This is a genomic window from Nocardia sp. GTS18 (assembly GCF_013839555.1).
GTDB classification, from domain to species: Bacteria; Actinomycetota; Actinomycetes; order Mycobacteriales; family Mycobacteriaceae; genus Nocardia; species Nocardia rosealba.
This window is the reverse complement of record NZ_JACBIU010000003.1, coordinates 107,155-128,146: the sequence shown is the minus strand read 5'-3', so window position 1 is coordinate 128,146 and position 20,992 is coordinate 107,155. Positions and strand designations below refer to the sequence as shown.

Annotated in this window: 20 protein-coding genes; 3 read left to right on the top strand and 17 right to left on the bottom strand. The window is 68.5% G+C overall.

The window, feature by feature from the left end:
• Nucleotides 1-289: 289 nt before the first annotated feature.
• The 3 genes from HYG95_RS05415 to HYG95_RS05405 all read right to left on the bottom strand — a co-directional run bounded on the left by HYG95_RS05415 (nt 290) and on the right by HYG95_RS05405 (nt 4,320).
• Nucleotides 290-2,563 carry a polyribonucleotide nucleotidyltransferase gene (locus HYG95_RS05415; RefSeq protein WP_181696899.1) on the bottom strand — a complete coding sequence of 758 codons (2,274 nt, stop codon included), beginning with the start codon at nt 2,561-2,563 and terminating at the stop codon, nt 290-292.
• 392 nt (nt 2,564-2,955) lie between these two features.
• Nucleotides 2,956-3,225, bottom strand: a complete 270-nt coding sequence (gene rpsO / locus HYG95_RS05410) for a 30S ribosomal protein S15 (protein WP_067492627.1) — start codon at nt 3,223-3,225, stop codon at nt 2,956-2,958.
• Between the two features lie 126 nt (nt 3,226-3,351).
• Nucleotides 3,352-4,320 (bottom strand): bifunctional riboflavin kinase/FAD synthetase, encoded by a 969-nt coding sequence (locus HYG95_RS05405; RefSeq protein WP_181696898.1) that lies wholly within the window; start codon nt 4,318-4,320, stop codon nt 3,352-3,354.
• A gap of 89 nt (nt 4,321-4,409) precedes the next feature.
• On the opposite strand from HYG95_RS05405, the gene HYG95_RS05400 reads away from it, so the two are divergent.
• On the top strand, nt 4,410-5,138 hold the full coding sequence (locus HYG95_RS05400; RefSeq protein ID WP_255495004.1) for a metal-dependent transcriptional regulator: 729 nt from the start codon (nt 4,410-4,412) through the stop codon (nt 5,136-5,138).
• On the opposite strand, the gene HYG95_RS05395 is transcribed toward HYG95_RS05400, so the two are convergent.
• Both HYG95_RS05395 and HYG95_RS05390 read right to left on the bottom strand, forming a co-directional pair.
• Nucleotides 5,139-5,831 (bottom strand): hypothetical protein, encoded by a 693-nt coding sequence (locus HYG95_RS05395; protein WP_370465691.1) that lies wholly within the window; start codon nt 5,829-5,831, stop codon nt 5,139-5,141.
• Nucleotides 5,832-6,106: 275 nt separating this feature from the next.
• Nucleotides 6,107-6,694 (bottom strand): TetR/AcrR family transcriptional regulator, encoded by a 588-nt coding sequence (locus HYG95_RS05390; RefSeq protein WP_220139080.1) that lies wholly within the window; start codon nt 6,692-6,694, stop codon nt 6,107-6,109.
• 82 nt (nt 6,695-6,776) lie between these two features.
• Between HYG95_RS05390 and HYG95_RS05385 the strand changes: the two genes are divergently transcribed.
• The gene (locus tag HYG95_RS05385; protein WP_181696895.1) at nt 6,777-7,199 is read left to right on the top strand and encodes a nitroreductase/quinone reductase family protein; all 423 of its coding nucleotides are present in this window, start codon (nt 6,777-6,779) and stop codon (nt 7,197-7,199) included.
• 16 nt (nt 7,200-7,215) lie between these two features.
• On the opposite strand, the gene truB is transcribed toward HYG95_RS05385, so the two are convergent.
• From truB to HYG95_RS05370, 3 genes are all read right to left on the bottom strand, one after another.
• Nucleotides 7,216-8,142 carry a tRNA pseudouridine(55) synthase TruB gene (gene truB / locus HYG95_RS05380; protein WP_181696894.1) on the bottom strand — a complete coding sequence of 309 codons (927 nt, stop codon included), beginning with the start codon at nt 8,140-8,142 and terminating at the stop codon, nt 7,216-7,218.
• Entirely contained in the window at nt 8,142-8,813 is a 672-nt protein-coding gene (gene npt / locus HYG95_RS05375) for a 4'-phosphopantetheinyl transferase Npt (protein ID WP_181696893.1), read from the bottom strand. Before npt ends, truB begins: the two co-directional genes overlap by 1 nt.
• A gap of 158 nt (nt 8,814-8,971) precedes the next feature.
• Entirely contained in the window at nt 8,972-9,928 is a 957-nt protein-coding gene (locus HYG95_RS05370) for a metallophosphoesterase (RefSeq protein WP_181696892.1), read from the bottom strand.
• Between the two features lie 151 nt (nt 9,929-10,079).
• Between HYG95_RS05370 and HYG95_RS05365 the strand changes: the two genes are divergently transcribed.
• Nucleotides 10,080-10,943, top strand: coding sequence for a TerD family protein (locus HYG95_RS05365; RefSeq protein WP_181696891.1), 864 nt, complete (start codon nt 10,080-10,082; stop codon nt 10,941-10,943).
• 36 nt (nt 10,944-10,979) lie between these two features.
• Here the strand turns inward: HYG95_RS05365 and HYG95_RS05360 are convergent, their stop codons facing one another.
• From HYG95_RS05360 to rimP, 9 genes are all read right to left on the bottom strand, one after another.
• Nucleotides 10,980-12,116 (bottom strand): lipase family protein, encoded by a 1,137-nt coding sequence (locus HYG95_RS05360; protein WP_181696890.1) that lies wholly within the window; start codon nt 12,114-12,116, stop codon nt 10,980-10,982.
• Nucleotides 12,117-12,255: 139 nt separating this feature from the next.
• Entirely contained in the window at nt 12,256-13,584 is a 1,329-nt protein-coding gene (locus HYG95_RS05355) for an MATE family efflux transporter (RefSeq protein WP_181697023.1), read from the bottom strand.
• A 310-nt stretch (nt 13,585-13,894) separates the two neighbouring features.
• Complete coding sequence (locus HYG95_RS05350; protein WP_181696889.1) at nt 13,895-14,893, bottom strand: bifunctional oligoribonuclease/PAP phosphatase NrnA; 999 nt, start codon at nt 14,891-14,893, stop codon at nt 13,895-13,897.
• A 9-nt stretch (nt 14,894-14,902) separates the two neighbouring features.
• Nucleotides 14,903-15,349 carry a 30S ribosome-binding factor RbfA gene (gene rbfA, locus HYG95_RS05345; RefSeq protein ID WP_181696888.1) on the bottom strand — a complete coding sequence of 149 codons (447 nt, stop codon included), beginning with the start codon at nt 15,347-15,349 and terminating at the stop codon, nt 14,903-14,905.
• A gap of 54 nt (nt 15,350-15,403) precedes the next feature.
• A complete protein-coding gene (locus HYG95_RS05340; protein ID WP_071929201.1) occupies nt 15,404-15,697 on the bottom strand; it encodes a DUF503 domain-containing protein in 294 nt (97 codons plus the stop codon).
• An 89-nt stretch (nt 15,698-15,786) separates the two neighbouring features.
• On the bottom strand, nt 15,787-18,762 hold the full coding sequence (gene infB / locus HYG95_RS05335; protein WP_181696887.1) for a translation initiation factor IF-2: 2,976 nt from the start codon (nt 18,760-18,762) through the stop codon (nt 15,787-15,789).
• A 108-nt stretch (nt 18,763-18,870) separates the two neighbouring features.
• Entirely contained in the window at nt 18,871-19,203 is a 333-nt protein-coding gene (locus tag HYG95_RS05330) for a YlxR family protein (protein WP_084456574.1), read from the bottom strand.
• A gap of 70 nt (nt 19,204-19,273) precedes the next feature.
• Nucleotides 19,274-20,302 carry a transcription termination factor NusA gene (nusA, locus tag HYG95_RS05325; RefSeq protein ID WP_181696886.1) on the bottom strand — a complete coding sequence of 343 codons (1,029 nt, stop codon included), beginning with the start codon at nt 20,300-20,302 and terminating at the stop codon, nt 19,274-19,276.
• Entirely contained in the window at nt 20,299-20,928 is a 630-nt protein-coding gene (gene rimP, locus HYG95_RS05320; RefSeq protein WP_181696885.1) for a ribosome maturation factor RimP, read from the bottom strand. Before rimP ends, nusA begins: the two co-directional genes overlap by 4 nt.
• Nucleotides 20,929-20,992: the final 64 nt, after the last annotated feature.

Genomic DNA, 20,992 nt, shown 5'->3' with positions numbered 1-20,992 from the left:
TTCGATAATAAACCGGACCAGATTCCGTCAAAATCTCGTACTCGGGAGTAATTCACCAGAATCCGACGGCGCCGGGCAACCCGGCCGCACACGCCGAACCGGCAGCCGCCCGCCCGGTGCACCCACGGGCTACGTCACTGCTGCCGCCACAGATTCGTACTGTGTCAGGACACACTAGGCGAGCCAACGTTGCATCACCGTTGCATCCGAGTGATGCACACCACTACACCCCGAACACGACGAAGCCCCCCGCCATCGTGCTCGGCGGGGGGCTTACGGTGCCTGAGAGTTACTCGGCGGAGGCGTCCTCGGTGTCGGCCGACTCGGCGGGCGCGGCGGCCTCGTCCTCGACCGGGACCAGCGAGATCTTGCCGCGGTTGTCGATATCGGCGATCTCCACGCGCAGCTTGTCGCCGACGTTGACCACGTCCTCGACCTTGGCCACGCGCTTGCCGTTGCCCAGCTTGGAGATGTGCACCAGACCGTCGCGGCCCGGCAGCAGCGAGACGAACGCACCGAAGGCGGTGGTCTTGACGACCGTGCCGAGGAAGCGCTCGCCGACCTTGGGCAGCTGCGGGTTGGCGATGGCGTTGATCATGTCGATCGCGGCCTGGGCCGACGGCCCGTCGGTCGCACCGACGAACACGGTGCCGTCATCCTCGATGGAGATGTTGGCGCCGGTTTCCTCGGTGATCTGGTTGATCATCTTGCCCTTGGGGCCGATGACCTCACCGATCTTGTCGACCGGGATCTTGATCGCGGTGACGCGCGGGGCGTACGGGCTCATCTCGTCCGGGGTGGCGATGGCCTCGGCCATCACGTCCAGGATGGTGGTGCGGGCGTCGTGCGCCTGGTTCAGCGCACCGGCCAGCACCTGCGAGGGGATGCCGTCGAGCTTGGTGTCGAGCTGCAGGGCGGTGACGAAGTCACGGGTACCGGCAACCTTGAAGTCCATGTCGCCGAAGGCATCCTCGGCACCGAGGATGTCGGTGAGGGCCACGTAGCGGACCTCGTCGACACCCTGGTCGTTGGTGATGGTGTCGGAAACCAGGCCCATGGCGATACCCGCGACCGGCGCCTTCAGCGGCACACCGGCGTTGAGCAGCGACAGGGTCGAGGCGCACACCGAACCCATCGAGGTGGAGCCGTTGGAGCCGAGCGCCTCCGAGACCTGACGGATGGCGTAGGGGAACTCCTCCTGCGAGGGCAGCACCGGCATCAGCGCGCGCTCGGCCAGGGCGCCGTGGCCGATCTCGCGACGCTTCGGCGAACCGACGCGACCGGTCTCACCGGTGGAGAACGGCGGGAAGTTGTAGTGGTGCATGTAGCGCTTGGAGGTCTCCGGGCCTAGCGAGTCGACCTGCTGAGCCATCTTCACCATGTCCAGGGTGGTGACGCCCATGATCTGGGTCTCGCCACGCTCGAACAGCGCCGAACCGTGGGCGCGCGGGATCACGTCGACCTCGGCGGACAGCTCACGGATGTCGGCCAGGCCGCGACCGTCGATGCGGAAGCCGTCGGTCAGGATGCGCTGGCGGACCAGCTTCTTGGTGACCGAGCGGAACGCGGCACCCAGCTCCTTCTCGCGTCCGGCGAAGTCCTCACCGAGACGCGACAGCACCTCGACCTTGATCTCATCGATCTTGGCTTCGCGGGCCTGCTTGTCGGCGATGCTCAGCGCCTGGTTCAGCTCGACCTTCGAGGTGCCCTCGACAGCCTCGAACACATCGGGGCCGTACGGCGGGAAGAGCGGGAACTCCTGGGTGGGCTTGGCGGCCAGCGCGGCCAGGTCGGCCTGGGCGCGGACCAGGCGCGCGATGAACGGCTTGGCGGCTTCCAGACCCTCGGCGACCACGGCCTCGGTCGGCGCCTGCGCACCATCCTCGATCAGCGCGATCACCTTGTCGGTGGCCTCGGCCTCGACCATCATGATGGCGACATCACCGGTGTCGGTGACGCGGCCCGCGACGACCATGTCGAAGACAGCGCCCTCGAGCTGCTCGACGGTCGGGAACGCCACCCACTGGCCGCTGATCAGGGCTACGCGCACGCCACCGATCGGACCCGAGAACGGGATGCCCGACAGCTGGGTGGACGCCGAGGCGCCGTTGATGGCCAGCACGTCGTAGAGATCCTGGGGGTCCAGGCTCAGCACGGTGACCACGACCTGGATCTCGTTGCGCAGACCGTCGATGAAGGTCGGACGCAGCGGACGGTCGATCAGGCGGCAGGTCAGGATCGCGTCGGTGGAGGGACGACCCTCGCGACGGAAGAACGAGCCGGGGATGCGGCCCGCGGCGTACATGCGCTCTTCGACGTCGACCGTCAGCGGGAAGAAGTCGAACTGGTCCTTGGGGTGCTTACCGGCGGTGGTCGCCGACAGCAGCATGGTCTCGTCGTCCAGGTAGGCGACCACGGAGCCGGCGGCCTGCTTGGCCAGACGGCCGGTTTCGAAGCGGATGGTGCGGGTGCCGAAGCTACCGTTGTCGATCAGCGCGACCGATTCGAAAACACCGGGTTCGACCTCGACCGCAGTCGATGCACGTTCAGTTGTCTGCGTCATATTTCTCTCTCGACCTCTCGTCTCGCCGATTCGCGCGGCCGATGCCAGGCGTACTCGCCTGATGGGCGCGAACCAGCTTTTCGTCAGCCGTACCGGACACGGACACGCGACAACCCTCCTGGCTGTCACGCGCAGCACCCGGCCGTATCCCCTTGGAAGCGGCGACGCGGTGGCGGTCATCGATCGAAGCCCGACGGCGGTAGAACATCGCCTGCCGAAAGGCCACTACCGAAGACCGACGCCACGTGGACGGATGCACACGGCTGTCACATGTTGTAGTGCACCCGGAAACCCCATGGTCTCCGAATACGCGAATAGCCAACAGAAAGAAGTGTACTTCTTCCTGTTGGCTACTCGCCGACCGCCTCAGCGTGGAGGCGTGTCGTAGCAGATCAGCGGCGCAGGCCGAGACGCTCGATGAGCGAACGGTAGCGGTTGATGTCCTTGGCCTGCAGGTACTTCGACAGGCGACGACGACGACCGATCAGGGCCAGCAGGCCGTGGCGGGTGTGGTGATCGTGCTTGTGCTGCTTGAGGTGCTCGGTCAGGTCCGAGATCCGCTTCGACAGCAGCGCGATCTGCGCCTCCGGCGAACCGGTGTCCTTCTCGTGCAGGCCGTACTCGGCCAGGATGGCCGACTTCTGCTCAGTGGTCAGCGCCATGTGGCTCGACTCCTATTTTTCAGTTCCGCGCTCGAATGTCCGGTTACCCGGGATGGGCGCCACCGCGGACCGCAGCAAACCCGAGGAGCCACCTTACACCGCCGCTGGTGAGAGGTTGAATCCGCCTCAGACCTCGGCGGCGGTGAGTACCTTGCGGGCATTCTCGACGTCGCGGCCCATGGCCTCGACCAGCTCGTCGATGGACTCGAATTTACGCATCCCGCGCAACTGTTCGACGAAGTCGACCGCCACATGCTGGCCGTACAGATCGGCCTCACCGTCGAGGACATAGGCCTCGACCGTGCGCGAGCGTCCCGAGAAGGTGGGGTTGGTGCCCACCGAGATCGCGGCCATCGCCCGCTCGCCCGCCTCGACCGTGCCGATCGTCGGACCGGCGCCGAGCACGGTGAACCAGCCCGCGTACACGCCGTCGGCGGGGATCGCGGCGTGCATCGGCGGGGCGACGTTGGCGGTCGGGAAACCGAGTCCACGTCCACGACCGTCGCCGTGCACGACCACGCCCTCCACGCGGTGCGGGCGGCCGAGCGCCTCGGCGGCCGCGGCCATATCGCCCGCGTCGACGCAGGCACGGATGTAGGTGGAGGAGAAGGTGACGGCGTGCTCACCGAGCAGGGTCACCCCGTCGACCTCGAAACCGAAACGCGCACCGAGCTCACGCATGGTGTCGACGGTGCCCGCGGCCTTCTTGCCGAAGGTGAAGTTGTCGCCCACCACGACCTCGGTGACGTGCAACCGCTCCACGAGCAGGTCGTGCACGTAACCGGCGGGGGTGAGCTTCATGAATTCCTGGGTGAACGGCATCACGCAGAACACGTCGATGCCGAGTTCCTCGGCCAGTTCCGCCCGCCGGGTGAGGGTGGTGAGCTGGGCCGGATGCGAACCGGGGCGCACCACTTCCATCGGGTGCGGGTCGAACGTCATCAGGACCGCGGGCACGCCACGCTTTTTCGCCGCGGCCACCGCACGGCTGATGAGCTGCGCGTGTCCACGATGTACCCCGTCGAACACGCCGATCGTGAGGACGCAACGTCCCCAGTCCGCGGGCACGTCGTCGAGACTTCGCCATCTCTGCACAGAGCGAAGCCTACGCAAAGCGGTGCGCGAACAGAATTCCGGTGTGATGCGATCGTGGCCGGTTCGCCGATGTGTGATTCGGGCCAGGGATGCCTAACATTGACAACGTGCCAGGTAAACGTGAGGCCGGACTCGAGGTCAGCGCTACGATCGCGCCCGAGCTGTCGGCGGTGGCACAGGACTATCTCAAGGTCATCTGGACCGCGCAGGAGTGGTCGCAGGAGAAGGTGTCGACCAAGCTGCTCGCCGAGCGCATCGGCGTGTCGGCCTCGACCGTGTCGGAGGCGGTGCGCAAACTCGCCGACCAGGGCCTGGTCGAACACGCTCGCTACGGCGCGATCACGTTGACCGACCACGGCCGTCGCGCCGCCGTGGCCATGGTGCGCCGCCACCGCCTCATCGAGACCTTCCTGGTGAACGAACTCGGCTACGGCTGGGACGAGGTGCACGACGAGGCCGAGGTTCTCGAGCACGCGGTGTCGGAACTGCTGGTGTCGCGCATCGACGCGAAACTCGGCCACCCCGACCGTGATCCGCACGGCGACCCCATCCCCTCGGTCGACGGCGCCGTCCCCACTCCCCCGGCCCGCCGTCTCAGCGACTTCGCCGCAGGCGAATCCGGCCGCGTCGCCCGCATCTCCGACTCCGACCCCGAGATGCTGCGCTACTTCGACTCCGTCGGCATCGCCCTCGACACCCCCATCGAGGTAGCCGAACGCCGCGACTTCGCCGGCACCATCGCCGTCCGCATCGCCACCGCCGACGCCCCCACCGAACTGGGCACCCTCGCGGCCGAAGCCATCTGGCTGACCGCCTGATCAGCAGGTGAAGTAGGGGCGGAGCCGAGCCGGGACGCCGTCGGATTCGGCGGTGGTCCAGCAGGTTTCGTGGGGGAACAGGACGTAGGTGGTCCAGGTGCCGTCGACGCGGCGGATGATGCGCTGGTTGTCGCCGGGGGTGGCGAAGCGGATGACGGCCCAGGTTCCGTCGCAGTCGACGACGGCGGCGTTGTCGAGCATGCCGAGGTCGGCGGAGATGCCGTCGGGGTGGCAGGGGCCCGCGGTGTCCTGGAAGCGCCGCAGGCCGTCGACGGTTGATCCGGCGGTGGTGAGGAAGGCCGAATGCATGCCCTCCGGAACAGGATTCGTGCCGGCGGGGGCGGTCATGCCGAAGTAGTAGCAGCCGACGGGCACGGCGAAGACGGCGCGGCCGTCGCCGTCGGTCACGGCGTCGAGCCGCTGGGTCTCGCTCGTCTCGCCCACCGGGATGTCGTGGCCTGCCGGGTCGCATGGTTCCTGACGCGAAAGGTGCACCGGCACATCGGGAACCGCAATTCCCGACACCGTTTCGGTGCGCAGCACGATGGTTCCCGTCGCCGGTGTCGGCCGCGGACTCGGCCGCGCGGCGGTGGTACGCGTGGCGGACATCCCCGTCGTCGCCTCGACCGGACCCACAGTGATCGCCGCATCAGGCGGCGTCGCCACCGGCGGCTGGGCCGGCGTGGTCGGCACGCGCGAAGGGTTAACCACCCGAGGCTCATCGGACGCGCATCCGGCAACTAGGAGCATCGCCCCGGCGATCACGCCGATCCAGGCTTTCCGTACCGCACCCATGGTCCACCTCTGCGCCGTCGGCTATATACCGAAGCTATCGAGCGAGGTCCCGACCCCGTTAGCCCTCGTCCAGAGGACATGACACAGCCGAAGCCGGCCGCCGAACTCCCGAGGCGCACGACCACGACCCGATCGGGGTGCCAGGTGACCGTTCGCCGCACACCAGCGATCGGTCAGCGGCGCATGTCGGCCAAGGTGGCAGCGAGCTGGGCTGCCAGTTCAGCGGTCAGCGGTGCGCGGCGCACACCCAACCGGTACCAGAGCACCCCGAACGCCTGATCGATCAGCAACTCCACATCGGTACCGTCGGCGAGTTCGCCGCGAACGCGGGCCCGGTCGAAGATGCGGCGCAAGGCGGCGCGGCGGGTCTCGGCGAAGCCCGCGAGCAGTCGGGACGTCTCCGGATCACGTTGTGCGTCGGCAAGAATCGCGCACAGCAGATGGTGAGCGGGCGGCGTCGACGCGGCGAGGAAGGTCGCTCGCAGGAACGTGTCGAGGTCCTCCAGCAGGGTTTCGCCGGACGGTTCGGCAACTTCGGCGCCCGCCCACGCGCTCAGTGCGTCGAGCAGTAGCACGCCGCGAGAGGGCCACCATCGGTAGATCGTCTGCTTGCCGACACCGGCCGCGGCGGCGATCTCGGTCATGGTGATGTCGGTGCCGTCGGCGGCGGCCAGCAGGGCAGGCACAGCATCCAGAATCGCCTGTCTCGCCGCGTCATTGCGCTTGCGACCGGTGTGCACGCGACACGGTTTCGAGACCACATCGAGGATTCTACCGTTGACGGAACGCGCAGTCTCGACAACACTCTTGTCTAGACATTCCGTCTCGACAAAGTAGGCAAATATGACGTATCCGCAGGTCAAGCGACGCATCGTCACATGGGTTCACCGCTATCTCGCCAATCCGTTGGCGAAACCACTGGTCGGCCGCATTCCGGGCAACGCACTACTGGAGACAACCGGCCGACGCTCAGGACTGGCCAGGCGCACGCCGATCGGTGGACGTCTCGTCGGCTCGACGTTCTGGATGGTCAGTGATCACGGACGCGACTCGGCCTACGTCCGCAATATCGATGCCGACCCCCGCGTGCGCCTCCAACTACGTTCCCGCTGGCACACGGGAACGGCTCGACCGCTCCCCGACGACGACGCGCGCGCCCGGCTGCGGCAGTTGCCCCGGATCAACAGTGCGATGGTTCGCCTGCTCGGTACGAATCTGCTCACCATCCGGATCGACCTGGACCCCACCGGCGAGACCGCTCGCTGACGCCTCTGCGCCGAAATCAGTCGCCGATGCCCTGGGGGCGGACGACCATGACCGAGGCGGCGCGTTTGCCGCTCTCCTCGAGGAGGGCGATGGCCCGGCCGGTGGGATCGATGGCCGCGTAGACGCCCTTGATGCCGACAGGTTCGAGCCAGCGGCCGTTACGCAGATCGTTCGCCTGGGCTTCGTCGATGTCGCGGTGCAGGAATGCGGTGCGGACTGCGGTGTCGATATCGAGGCTGAGCAGCGGTTGCTCGGCTTCGGCCGCGGCGGCCAGTTCGTCCAGGGTGCGGGCATGTTCGAGGGTGAAGGGGCCGACCCTGGTGCGGCGCAATGCGGTGAGATGGCCACCGACGCCGAGGGCGGCGCCGAGGTCGCGGGCGAGGGCGCGGATGTAGGTGCCCGAGGAACAGTCGACCTCCACGTCGAGGTCGACGAAGTCGCCGGCTTCGCGGCGGGCGAGGACGTCGAAGCGGGAGACGGTCACCGGGCGGGCGGCCAGTTGCACGTCCTCGCCGGCACGGGCGCGGGCATAGGCGCGTTCGCCGTCGATCTTGATGGCGCTGACGGTCGCGGGCACCTGCTGGATGTCGCCGGTGAGCGCGGCGACCCCGGCGGCGATGTCGGCGTCGGTGACGTGCGTGGCGGGCGTCGTCGCGACCACCTCGCCTTCGGCGTCGTCGGTGATCGTCGACTGACCGAGGCGGATCGTCGCCGTGTACGCCTTGGAGGTGAGGATCAGCTGGCCGAGCAGTTTCGTCGCCCGTTCGACGCCGAGCACCAGCACCCCGGTCGCCATCGGGTCGAGGGTGCCCGCATGGCCGACCTTCTTGGTGCGCAACAGCTTCCGGCTGCGGGCCACCACGTCGTGACTGGTCCAGCCGCCGTCCTTGTCGACGATCACCAACCCGCCGAGCGGATCGACGGCCGGAGTACGCGCCGCCATCAGCCGTGCGCGATCGCGGTCAGGATCAGCCCGTCGGCGATCAGCCAACGTCCGTCGAACGTGGTCAGCGGGATTCCGCCGTCGGTGGTGAGACCGGGGACGAGCAGCTTGGTGTGGAACGTCCCGGTGGCGGAATCGGCTGTGCGGGAATCGACTTCGAAGGTGATGTGGGCGTCCTCGAAACCGAGCCAGCGCAGGGTCAGCGGGAACCAGGCCTTGTAGGTCGCCTCCTTGGCGCAGAACAGCAGCCGGTCCAGGTGCAGACCGTCGCCGGGTGTGCCGGCGAGCCACTCGCGTTCGGCGGGCAGGCTCACCGAGTCGAGCACCCCCTCGGGCAGCGGACCGTGCGGCTCGGCGTCGATACCGACCGAACGGAACCGCAGCGCGTGCGCCAGCGCGGCGGCACGGTACCCGTCGCAATGGGTGAGGCTGCCGACGACACCGCGCGGGAACAGCGGCATACCGCGCTCCCCCTTGCCGATCGCCACCGGCGGCTCACCGAGCTCCTCGAGCGCCAGCCGCGCGCAGTGCCGGGCACCGATGAAATCGCGACGGCGCTTCTCCACCGACTTCGCGATGAGGTGCTCTTCGGCGGGATGCGCCTTCAGGTCCTCCGGATACGCCAGCAGCTCCGAGGTAGCGACACCGGACGGCAGTATGTTCTCAAGCACACCCGCCTCCCCGGGACTCGAGGCCAGACCTGGGTGGTTGTCCGGCGAGTTCGGCGGCTGGCGGGACGGAAGCGGCAAGTTCGCCCGTACCCGATGAGTTACCCATGTGCATCACCAAATCAGTGGTCGACGTTCTACGCAAATCCGAACTCCGCGGTTCAGATGCCTCGGCGCCGATCCGCCTTCGCACGCATCTCTTCGGCTGCGGCTTCCATTTCCGGGGTGACGGCGAAATGGCCGCCCCACGCGTTGAGGTCGCCCTCGGCGTAGACCGGTTCGGGCAGGATCTGGCGCAGCAACGGGTCCGGCATGCCGCGACGCTTCCATTCGCGCGGGTAGCCGAGGGATACCTCTTCGAAGCGGACACCGTCGTAATGGGTGGTGCGGGGGATGTGGAGATGGCCGTAGACCGAGCAGACCACGTTGTAGCTGGTGTGCCAGTCGGCGGTGAGGTCGGTGCCGCACCACAGGGAGAACTCGGGGTAGAAGAGGATGTCGGTGGGCTGGCGGACCAGCGGGAAGTGGTTGATCATCACCAGTGGGGTGTCCGGCGCGAGGGCGTCGAGGCGACGCTGGGTGTACTGCACGCGGGCGTGGCACCAGGCGTCGCGGGTGAGGTACGGGTCCGGGTGGAGCAGGAATTCGTCGGTGGCGACCACATTGCGTTCCCGTGCCACCGCGAGCGCCTCGGCCTTGGTATTGGTGCCGGCGGGCCGCCACGAGTAGTCGTAGAGCAGGAACATCGGGGCGAGCGTGACGCTGCCACCGAACTTCTCCGCGCCCGGCCCGTTCCACACCGGGAACGGATCCTCCGGGGTGAGGACATCGAGGTCACGGCACATCGCCACCAAGTAGTCGTAGCGGGCGGCGCCGTGCATCTGCACCGGGTCCTTGGGCGTGGTCCACAATTCGTGGTTGCCCGGCACCCAGATCACCTTGGCGAAGCGGGCACGCAGCAACTCCAGCGCCCACCGCACCTCCTCGGCCTTCTCCCCCACGTCACCGGCGACGATCAGCCAGTCCTCCGGCGACTCGGGCCGGATCTGCTCGACGATCGGCTTGTTGCCCTGATGCCCCACGTGCACATCGCTGACCGCCCACAACTTCGGATTCACCTGTCCACAGTGACACATCGGCCCTCGACCGGCCCATCCCCGTCGGTCACAGGCGCCCGGGTTCTGCGGAAGACAGCCTGCCGACGCCGCGCGCAGCGGTTAGGCTTTTCGCACATGGCGTTGTGCCACAAGAGCTTCGGGGGATCAGGTGTTGTTGGCAAAAGGGGGCAACTGTGTGCTGTCCGGCGGGCGTGTCGAGATCCGGGTCGGTGTGGTCGACGGCCCACCGCCGCGCGTGCTCGCGGTAGGTCTCGACGTCAACGGTCGCCTGCGCGACGGCCGCGACCTGGTGGTTTCCGGCGCGGACCCGTCTGCTGACGGTGCCGTCGAAGTCACGGAGGATTCGGTGCGCATCGATCCCGCCCTGGTCGATCCCGGTATCGCGCGGGTCGTCGTGGCCGCGGCCACGGGCAGGCAAGGGTTCGCGGGCACCGAGGTGCGCAGCGTCGTGCGCGGCGACGGCGAGGAGTTCGTCGCGGTGAGCAGCGGCTTCACAGCCGAGACGCTGGTCAGGACGGTGGAGCTCTACCGTCATCAGGGCCGGTGGAAACTTCGTCACCTCGGCGACGGCTATGCCGACGGGATCACCGGTCTCGCGCGCGACATAGGACTCGAGCTGCCGCCGGTGTCCCAGGCGCAGCCGTTGACACCGGCGCCGCCGGCCGAGCCGATGCCACCGATGCCGCCCGACCCGACCGCTCGTACATCGGCCGCCGCCGAGAGGTCGACTCCGGCGATGCGGGTGATGGGTTTCGTCATCGGTATCGCGATCATGGTGTTCTTCGGCGGTATCGCCTTCATGGGTCTGAGCGAGGACGATTCCGGCGTCCGCTGCGGCACCGAGGTCATGGACGCCGACGACATCTGCGTCACCAACAACTCGGCCCGCCACAACCGCGACGAGCAGGAAGACATCAACGAGCGAGGCAACATATTCGGCTTCCTGTGCTTGGTCCCGCTCGCGCTGGTCGGGGGCGCCATCGCCGTGGGCTCACTGATGAAAGACCCCGACTAGCTCTCGCGTCCCGCCGGCTCACCCGGCGGGACGGGGTCAGGCCAGCAATTCGTCGACGAAGTCGAGCACGCGGTCACGCGATTCCACGACGATCTCCTCGTGGCCGCCCGGGTACTGGGCGAACTCCACGTCGGTACCCGCCGCCCGCATGCGCGACAGCAGTGCGAGGGTCATCGGCAGCGGGACGACCATGTCGGTGGCACCGTGTGCGATGAGGATCGGCTGCCGGTAGCCGACGGTCGGCACCACCATGTAGTCGCGCAGGGCCGCGCCGATGCCGCCCTCGGTGATCGGCCGGGCCAGCAGCGACCCGAGCGAGGCGGTGCCCGCCGCACGGTCGAACTCGCGCACACAGCTCGTCGAGATCGCATCGACCACTCGGCGGCCGCGCTCGGTGAGCGCGCCGTTCACGTCGAGGTCCGGACGGGCGGCGCGCAGCCCGGCGAGCATCCCCGCGAACGGGCCGACCAGCCGGTCGACGACCGGAAGATTCGGGACGCCGGGGCCCAGCCGGGACAGGATCTCCTCGAAATGAGATTCCGGTGCCAAGGCCACGGTCCCCCGGAAGTCGAGTTCGGGGGCGTAATCGGCGGCGAGGTTGCCGGTGGCCAGCGCGGCGTGCCCGCCCTGGGAACCACCGACCACAGCCCAGCTGCGCGACAGATCGGGCTCGGCCGCCTGGGCGGCGCGCACCAGGTCGATGGTCGCGGTCGCCTCGGTGCGGGTGTGCAGGTATGGGTGAACGGTGTCCGCGCCGGCCGAAAGTCCCAGATAGTCCGGAGCGACCACGGCCCAGCCGCGGTCGAGGAACGACTGCAGCAGCGAATGCTCGTGCGCCGCCTTGGACGTGGTGAGCCCGCAGTGCGGCGCGAGGCCACTGGTGCCGTGATCCCAAGCGACGACCGGATATCCGCCTTCCGGGGCAGGTGTGTCCGGAAGCAACAGCAGCCCTGCCGAATTCGTGGTGCCGCCGGTGACCGCCTCGGTGCTGTATTCGACGATCGAGGCCCGCGACCATTCGCCCCACCCGGCGGGCTGAGCGGTGTGCGCTACCAGCCGACCCGGTGTCTCGGGTGCCGCCTGTGCCGTCGCGGGCAGCCCGACGACCACCGCGACCAGTACGAAGACCCCAGCGAGGATCACCCGCCCGGCCTTCGAAATCCACTCGTGCACTCCGGTTTCGCCTCCCATGTCTGCTCGAAGTCGTCCACCCGACGGTAGGCCATCGGCGACGAACCGGCACTACCCGCATTTCCGCCGACGAACCGAATTCGGCTCGAAACGCCGCGGCCCAGCTCGATTGATCGGACGGCTAGGCGGCTTCGCGTGGGAGTTCGGCGCCGACCTTGGCCCAGCGTCCGGACCGGGCACGGGCCACCACTGCGAGGAGGCGGGCAAGCATGAAGACGACCAAGCCGGTCCAGATTCCTGCGACGCCCCAGTCGAAGACCAGCGACAACCAGATCAGGGGCAGGAATCCGCCGAGTGCCGCCGCCAGGGTGGCAGTGCGCAGGAAGGCCGCGTCGCCCGCACCGAGGAGGACACCGTCGAGGCCGAAGACGACGCCCGCGACCGGAATCATGGCGACGAAGAACCACCAGATCACGTGGGTGCGGTCGAGCACAGCCGCGTCGTCGGTGAACAGCAGGGGCAGCACGCCGGCACCGGCGGCGAAGATTCCCGCGAGGACCAGTCCGAATATCCCCGACCAGGTGGTGACGCGCCGGGCGATGCCCTTCGCGCCCCGTGCGTTGCCCGCACCGAGCGCCGCACCGACCAGGGTCTGGGCGGCGATGGCCAGCGAATCCAGCGTGAGTGCGAGGAAATTCCACAGTTGCAACACCAGTTGATGGGCGGCGACCGAGGCTGCGCCGAAGCGGGCCGCGACGGCGGCGGCCGAGACGAAACACACCTGGAACGACAGACTGCGCACGATGAGGTCGCGGCCGAGGACCAGTTGAGCACGCATGACCGACGGGCGTGGTCGCAACGAAACCCGCTCCCGCAGCAGGGCGTAGCCGAACAGCACGCCCGACACCGTTTGGCCGACAAGGTTGGCCACCGCCGATCCGGCCAGCTCCATCCGTGGCGCGCCGAGTAACCCGTACACCAGAACCGGGCACAGCACCGCCGAAAGAGCCAGCCCGGCAACGACATACAGCAGTGGACGACGAACGTCCTGCACCCCACGCATCCACCCGTTGCCCGCCATGGACAGCAGGATCAACGGCACTCCGAAGAGCGCGATCCGCACCCAGGCGAGCGCTTCGTCGGCGATCTCCCCACCACCGGCGAGCACCGAACACAGTGGGCCCGCGAACAGTTGGATCACCGCGAGGATCACGATGCCGATCCCGAGGCCGACCCAACTGGCCTGCACACCCTCCTCGACCGCGCCCGCGCGGTCGCCCGCACCGTTGCGCCGAGCCGCCCGCGCCGTCGTGCCGTAGGACAGGAACGTCAGCTGCGTACTCACCGTTCCCAGGATCACCCCGCCGACGGCGAGCCCGGCCAAGGCCAGCGCCCCGAGCCGCCCGACTACGGCGATATCGAACAGCAGATACAGCGGCTCGGCCACGAGCACACCGAGCGTCGGCACCGCGATACCGAGAATCCGCCGGGGCCCGGCGTCTTCGATCATCGCGTCGTCGTTGGACACCGTCGACCCCACACCAACCTCCCACCACCCGCAACTGTTCCGCAGATACTGGCACAAGGCACCGACAAGATCGCCGCGCAGCTGATCGGCGAGATCACCGAATCCGATGAGGTACAGCCCTCGACGCGCAGGCAGTGCCGTACCGCCCATCTGCGCACCGGACCGCCCATCGGCGCGCATGGCCGAGGTCAGCGCGAGTAGCCACTCGCCAGCGCATATAGCCGTATCTCAGCGCACGTGGCCGTCTGATCCACATCACAAAGTCGAGCGCATCGATCACGACACCAGTGCGTCAGGAGAGCTCGTCCACCAGCGCGCGCACCACCGACTCGGCGCTCCCATAGGTCGTGTACCCGGCCGCGAACCGATGCCCGCCGCCACCGAAACGGCTCGCGATCGCCGCCACGTCGACGCCATCGGACACCCCGGGAGCCGAGTCGCGCGAACGCAACGACACCGTCCAGCGGTCGTTCTGCCCGCGCGCCTCCTTGAAAACCGCCGCGATACCCGCCTCGGCGGTGGTGCGGATGACGTCGATGACGCTTTCGACCTCCTCCGGCCCCACTTCATGGGTGTCGGCGGCCCGGACCAGTGCGTACACCAGGCCGACGCCCGCCGCACCGGGCACGACCACCGCCGAGGACAGCACCTTCGACAGCATCGGCAACCACGTGAAGGGGTGCGTATCGAGCAGCGAACGGGTGATTTCGGAACCGTCGATGCCCGTGGCGAGCAGCCGCTCGGCCAGGGCGTGACTGCCGGGCCGAGCCCAGCGGAACGAGCCGGTGTCGGTGACCAGGCCCGCGAACAGGCAGTGCGCGATGGCGGCGTCTATCGGCACACCCCACGCGTCGAGCAGGCGGGTGACCAGCTCGGTGGTCGAGGCCGCCGTCTCGTCGATCAGATCCACCGTGCCGAAACCGTCGTTGGCGCGGTGATGGTCGATCACCAGAGTCGTTGCCGCACCGGATAATCGGTCGGCGAGTGCGCCGAGTCTGCTGCGGGCGCCGCAGTCGACGACCACCAGCAGGTCCACCTCGTGCGGAACCTGCGCGGGCGCGACGAGATGCTGCCCGCCCGGCAGGGTACGCAGCGAGGCGGGCAGTTCGGCCGGTTCGGCGAACGACACGCACACGGGTACGCCGCGGCGGTCGAGAGCCAGCGCCAAGGCCAGCCCGCTACCGACCGTGTCGGCATCGGGCTGCACATGGCACAGGACGGTCACCGAACGGGCAGCCGCCAACAACGCGACGGCGGCACCCAGTTCGGTCCCGTCCCGGACACTGGTCACGCGGGTGTCCTACTCGTCCTCGTCGTCGCGTTCGGACTTGTACGGGTCGGCGTCACCGGCGTGCTTGGCGTTGGCGGCCACCTTGGCCACCTCGTCGTCGATGGCGCGAGCCCTGGCCAGCAGCTCTTCCATCTCGCGCGCCGCGTCGGGCACCTTGTCCAGGCTGAACGACAGGATCGGGGTGAACTTCACGCCCGTCCCCGCGCCGACCTTGGACCGCAGTACACCCTTGGCCGCGTCGAGACCGGCGGCGGCCGCCGGGTAATCGGGTTCGGCGTCGAGCGTCTCGCCCATCACCGTGTAGTAAATCGTCGCCTCGCGCAGGTCGCCGGTCACCTTGGCGTCGGTGACGGTGACGAACCGCAGCCGCGGATCCTTGATCTCGTACTCGATCGCGGTGGCCACGATCGCGGAAATCCGCTTGGCGAGTCGGCGAGCCCTGGCTTGATCCACCATGGGGACACTCCTCTCATAGGCAGGCACCGGGCTGTGACACCCGGGCCGCGCCTGTCAGTCTTCGGGTCCGAAGATCCGGCGGCGTACTGCCAGCAACTCTATCTCCGGACGCGCGGCAACGTGCCGCTCACATTTGTCGAGCACCTCGTTGAGATGTCCCGTTTCCGCACTGACCATGGCCACCCCGAGCAGCGCACGGCGGTGCAGGTCCTGATCACCGGCCTCGGCGGCATTCACGCCGAAGCGTTTCTGCAGCTCGGCGAGGATCGGCCGGATCACCGACCGCTTCTCCTTGAGCGAATGCACGTCACCGAGCAGTAGATCGAATTCGAGCGCACCGATGTACAGCGGTGCTCACCTCCTGGTAGATGGTTCGCACGCATGACCACACGCCGCACCCGAGAGCTCGGATGCGGCGTGTGGAACGGTGTGCGTTATCAGTCGCGCGGCTTCTCGCGCAGCTCGTACGCCTCGATGATGTCGCCGTCCTTGATGTCGCTGTAGGTCACGGTCATACCGCACTCGAAACCTTCGCGCACCTCGGTGGCGTCGTCCTTCTCCCGCTTGAGCGAGGAGATGGTCATCGTCTCGGCGATCACCCGGCCGTCGCGGATCAGGCGCGCCTTGGCGTTGCGCTTGACCGAACCACTGGTGACCATGCAACCGGCGATGTTGCCGATCTTGGACGAACGGAAGATCGCGCGGATCTCCGCCCGGCCGAGCTCGACCTCTTCGTAGATCGGCTTGAGCATGCCCTTGAGGGCCTTCTCGATCTCGTCGATCGCCTGGTAGATCACCGAGTAGTACCGGATGTCGACGCCCTCGCGGTTGGCCAGCTCGGTGGCCTTGCCCTCCGCACGGACGTTGAAGCCGATGATGATCGCGTTCGAGGCCGACGCCAGGTTGACGTTGGTCTCGGTGACGCCACCGACACCGCGGTCGATGACGCGCAGACGCACCTCGTCGTCGATCTCGATACCGAGCAGGGCCTCTTCGAGGGCCTCGACGGTACCGGAGTTGTCGCCCTTGAGGATCAGGTTGAGCTCCGAAGTCTCCTTCAGTGCGGCATCCAGATCTTCCAGGCTGATCCGCTTGCGGCTGCGTGCGGCGAGCGCGTTGCGCTTGCGTGCGTTGCGGCGGTCGGCGATCTGACGGGCGATGCGGTCTTCCTCGACCACGATCAGGTTGTCACCGGCGCCGGGCACCGAGGTGAAACCGATGACCTGCACCGGGCGCGACGGGAGCGCCGCGTGGACGTCCTCGCCGTGCTCGTCGACCATGCGGCGCACGCGACCGTAGGCGTCGCCCGCCACGATCGAGTCGCCGACACGCAGGGTGCCGCGCTGGATGAGCACGGTGGCCACCGGGCCACGGCCGCGGTCGAGGTGCGCCTCGATGGCGACACCCTGGGCGTCCATGTCCGGGTTGGCCCGCAGGTCGAGCGAGGCATCCGCGGTCAGCAGCACCGCTTCGAGCAGTGCGTCGATGTTGGTGCCCTGCTTGGCCGAGATGTCGACGAACATGGTGTCGCCACCGTATTCCTCGGTCACCAGGCCGTATTCGGTCAGCTGCTGCCGGATCTTGTCCGGGTTCGCGCCTTCCTTGTCGATCTTGTTGACCGCCACGACGATCGGCACGTCGGCCGCCTGGGCGTGGTTGATCGCTTCCACCGTCTGCGGCATGACGCCGTCGTCGGCCGCGACCACCAGGATCGCGATGTCGGTGGCCTTCGCACCACGGGCACGCATGGCGGTGAACGCCTCGTGACCCGGGGTGTCGATGAAGGTGATCAGGCGCTCTTCTTCGTTCAGGTTCGTCAGCACCTGGTAGGCACCGATGTGCTGGGTGATGCCACCGGCCTCGCCCTCACGGACGTTGGCCTTACGGATCGTGTCCAGCAGTCGGGTCTTACCGTGGTCGACGTGACCCATCACGGTCACCACCGGCGGACGCTGCTCGAGGTCTTCCTCGGTGCCTGCGTCCTCGCCGTAGGTGAGGTCGAACGAGGAGAGGAGCTCGCGGTCCTCGTCCTCGGGGCTGACCACGTGGACGACGTAGTTCATCTCGCTGCCGAGCAGCTCGAGGGTCTCGTCGTTCACCGACTGGGTAGCGGTGACCATCTCGCCGAGGTTGAACAGGGCCTGCACGAGAGCGGCCGGGTTCGCGTCGATCTTCTCGGCGAAGTCCGACAGCGAGGCGCCACGGGCGAGACGGATGATCTCGCCGTTGCCACGGGGCAGACGCACGCCGCCGACGGCGGGAGCCTGCATGTTCTCGTACTCGGCGCGCTTCGCCCGCTTCGACTTACGGCCACGGCGAACCGCGCCACCGGGACGACCGAAGGCACCTGCGGCACCACCACGGCCACCGGGACCACCGGGACGACCGCCGCCGCCACCGGGGCGACCGCGGAAACCACCGGCCGCGGGTGCACCGGCACCGGGAGCGCCGGGGGCACCGCCACCGCCACCGCGGTAGCCGCCACCGCCGCCACCACCGGGACGGCCTGCGCCGCCACCGGGGGCGCCGCCGGGACGACCCGGACGGCCACCGGCCGCGGGGCCGGGACGTGCGGAACGAGCGGGCATGGCGCCGGGGTTCGGACGCGGCGGCATCGAGCCCGGGTTGGGGCGCGGACCACCGGGACGCGGGGCACCGCCCTGCGCGGCGGCCGGACGCGGACCACCCTGACCCTGACCGGGGCGGGGACCGCCCTGACCGGGAGCCGGACGCGGGCCACCCTGACCGGGAGCCGGACGGGGACCGCCCTGACCCGGCGTCGGGCGCGGACCGCCCTGCGGGGCGGGACGCGGCGCCGGACGCTCACGATCGGGAGCGGAGCTGAACGGGTTGTTGCCGACCCGCGGGGTCTTCGGGCCGGGCTTCGGGCCGGGACCGGCCGGACGCGGGGCCTGAGCACCCGGTGCGGGGGTACCGGGACGCGGCTGCTGCGGCGCCTGACCGGCCTGAGCCGGACGCGGGGCGCCGGGGGTCGGACGCGGGCCCGGAGCCGGTGCGTTGGCCGGCTTGGCCGGTGCGCTCTGCGCGGCGGCGGGCGTCGGCTTGGCGGCCGGAGCCGGCTTCACCTCGGGCGCCGGAGCCGGAGCGGGTGCGGGAGTCGCGGCGGCGGCGGGCGCCGGAGCCGGACGCGGGCCCGGACGGGGACCACCGGGGGTGGGCTTGGCGGCCGGACGGGCCGCCGACGACGGACCCGGACGGGCCGCCGGCTTCGCGTCGGCCGCCGGAGCGGACTTCGACGCGAGTGATTCGCGCAGACGACGTGCGACGGGTGCTTCCACCGTCGAGGACGCCGACTTCACGAACTCGCCTTGCTCCTTGAGCTTCGCGAGTAGTTCCTTGCTTGTGACACCGAGTTCCTTAGCCAACTCGTGCACGCGGGCCTTGCCTGCCACTGCTCTCCTCACTGAGAGGTCGAGCAGTGACGCCGCCTAGGTAAGGCGGGCCCGCACGACCTCGGGTTATCTCCGATGGACGTTCATCGTTGGTGCTTCACGGTGTGCTCATGAGTGCTCGTGCCTGTTCTCGAGGTACTGCTCCAGGGCTGAGATATCCAGATTTCCGGACACTCGTAGGGCTCTGCCGAATGCTCGGCGCCGCTCTGCGGAACGCAGACAAGCTGAGACGGGGTGCAACCAGGCACCCCGTCCGGGAAGTCTGCGCCGCGGGTCGGGAACGATGACCACGGGGGCGGCGGCAGTAGCACTGCCCGCCTCCCTTGGCTGCGTCACGATCCGCAACAGGTCGGCAGACGGCTCGCGCTGACGGCATCCGATACAGGTTCGAACGGATTGCGCGGGCCGGTCCTTCACCCACTCTACCGGTGACCCGGTCATAACGACGAACCCCTCCCCTTCCGAAGTTATAAACCTGTCATCCGCTGGCCGATATTCCGACGTGTCCGCGTCAACTACGGTGCGCCTGCGGCCGTGCCGAGTCGTCGGTCTCCGGCGCGGCGTCGCTGCGGATATCGATGCGCCAGCCCGTCAGGCGGGCAGCCAGGCGGGCATTCTGCCCCTCCTTGCCGATGGCGAGGGAGAGCTGGAAATCGGGCACGATCACCCGCGCGGCGCGAGCCTCGGGATCGACGACAGTGACCGAAACCACTTTCGACGGCGACAGCGCATTACCGACGAAGGTCGCCGGGTCCTCGGCGTAATCGATGATGTCGATCTTCTCGCCCGCCAGCTCGCTCATCACGTTGCGCACGCGCTGCCCCATCGGGCCGATACAGGCGCCCTTGGCGTTCACGCCGGGAACGGTCGAACGAACCGCGATCTTGGAGCGGTGTCCCGACTCACGGGCCACCGCGACGATCTCGACGGAACCGTCGGCGATCTCGGGAACCTCCAGCGAGAACAGTCGCCGCACCAGGTTGGGGTGGGTGCGCGAGAGCTGGATCTGCGGACCACGCGCTCCGCGCGACACACCGTAGACGTAGCACTTGATGCGGTCGCCGTGCTCGTAGGTCTCACCGGGCACCTGCTCGGCGGGCGGGATCAGGCCCTCGGCGCCGTTGGCCTCGCTGCCGATGCGCACCACGACGATGCCGCGCGCGTTGGCCCTGGCGTCGCGCTGGACGACGCCGCCGACGATGTCGCCCTCGTGGGTGGAGAACTCGCCGAAGGACTTCTCGTTCTCGGCGTCACGCAGCCGCTGCAGCACCACCTGGCGGGCGGTGGTTGCGGCGATGCGGCCGAAACCCTCAGGGGTGTCGTCCCATTCGGAGACGAGGTTGCCGTCGGCGTCGAGTTCGCGCGCCATCACCCGGACCACGCCGGTCTTCTGGTTGATGTCGATGTAGGCGTTGGGCTGATGCCCCTCGGTGTGCCGGTAGGCGGTGAGCAGCGCCGACTCGATCGCCGAGATCACGGTCTCGATCGGGATGCCCTTGTCGGCGACGATCGCGCGCAAGGCTTCGATTTCGATGTTCATTCCGCAACCCCTTCGGTGGGAGTGTCACTGTGTTGGCCTGCTGCGGCGAGGTCGGCGGGTTCGTCGCCCGGGACGGGGCGGCCCGCGGCGATTCCACCGGCGAGTTCGAGTTCGGCGGCGCCGGGTGCGTTGAATTCGACCTGGACGACCGCGGAGGCGATGTCGGCGAGGGGCACATGCACCCGGTGCGGCTTGTTCCTGCCGCCGAGCACGAGCGCGATGGTGCCGTCGTCGGCGAGCTGGCCGACGCGGGCCTCGAAAGTCTTCTTGCCCTCGACGGGTTCGGCGCCGACGACAAGGGCGATCTTCACCTTGCGACCCTGGGCGCGGCGCCAGTGGCGGTCGGTGGTCAACGGCCGGTCGACGCCGGGGGTCGTCACTTCGAGCAGGTAGGCGGATTCGCCGAAATCACCTGCCGCGTCCAGCGACTCGGACATCTCGCGGCTCAACTCGGCGATGGCGTCGAGGTCGGCGGGACCGTCGCTGTCCACGGTGACCTTCACCCGAACCGGAGCCAGTTCGTCCTTGCCCGCGGCCGCGATCGCGACGCCCTCGAGGTCGAAACCCCGGCGTGCGACGAGCTCAGCGACGAGCTGGCTCACCCTTTCCTCGGTGGGCATCGGCATATGGGCGGCTCCTGGTTCAGTTGTGACGCGATCGGAAATTTCTACGCCGAAGGTCTAGCGTAAC

Bases quoted from the DNA above. Each gene is read 5' to 3' on its own strand.
- HYG95_RS05415 (WP_181696899.1), bottom strand. From the start codon at position 2,563: ATGACGCAGACAACTGAACGTGCATCGACTGCGGTCGAGGTCGAACCC.
- rpsO (WP_067492627.1), bottom strand. From the start codon at position 3,225: ATGGCGCTGACCACTGAGCAGAAGTCGGCCATCCTGGCCGAGTACGGC.
- HYG95_RS05400 (WP_255495004.1), top strand. From the start codon at position 4,410: ATGCCTAACATTGACAACGTGCCAGGTAAACGTGAGGCCGGACTCGAG.
- HYG95_RS05385 (WP_181696895.1), top strand. From the start codon at position 6,777: ATGACGTATCCGCAGGTCAAGCGACGCATCGTCACATGGGTTCACCGC.
- truB (WP_181696894.1), bottom strand. From the start codon at position 8,142: ATGGCGGCGCGTACTCCGGCCGTCGATCCGCTCGGCGGGTTGGTGATC.
- HYG95_RS05355 (WP_181697023.1), bottom strand. From the start codon at position 13,584: ATGATCGAAGACGCCGGGCCCCGGCGGATTCTCGGTATCGCGGTGCCG.
- rbfA (WP_181696888.1), bottom strand. From the start codon at position 15,349: ATGGTGGATCAAGCCAGGGCTCGCCGACTCGCCAAGCGGATTTCCGCG.
- HYG95_RS05330 (WP_084456574.1), bottom strand. From the start codon at position 19,203: ATGACCGGGTCACCGGTAGAGTGGGTGAAGGACCGGCCCGCGCAATCC.
- nusA (WP_181696886.1), bottom strand. From the start codon at position 20,302: ATGAACATCGAAATCGAAGCCTTGCGCGCGATCGTCGCCGACAAGGGC.
- rimP (WP_181696885.1), bottom strand. From the start codon at position 20,928: ATGCCGATGCCCACCGAGGAAAGGGTGAGCCAGCTCGTCGCTGAGCTC.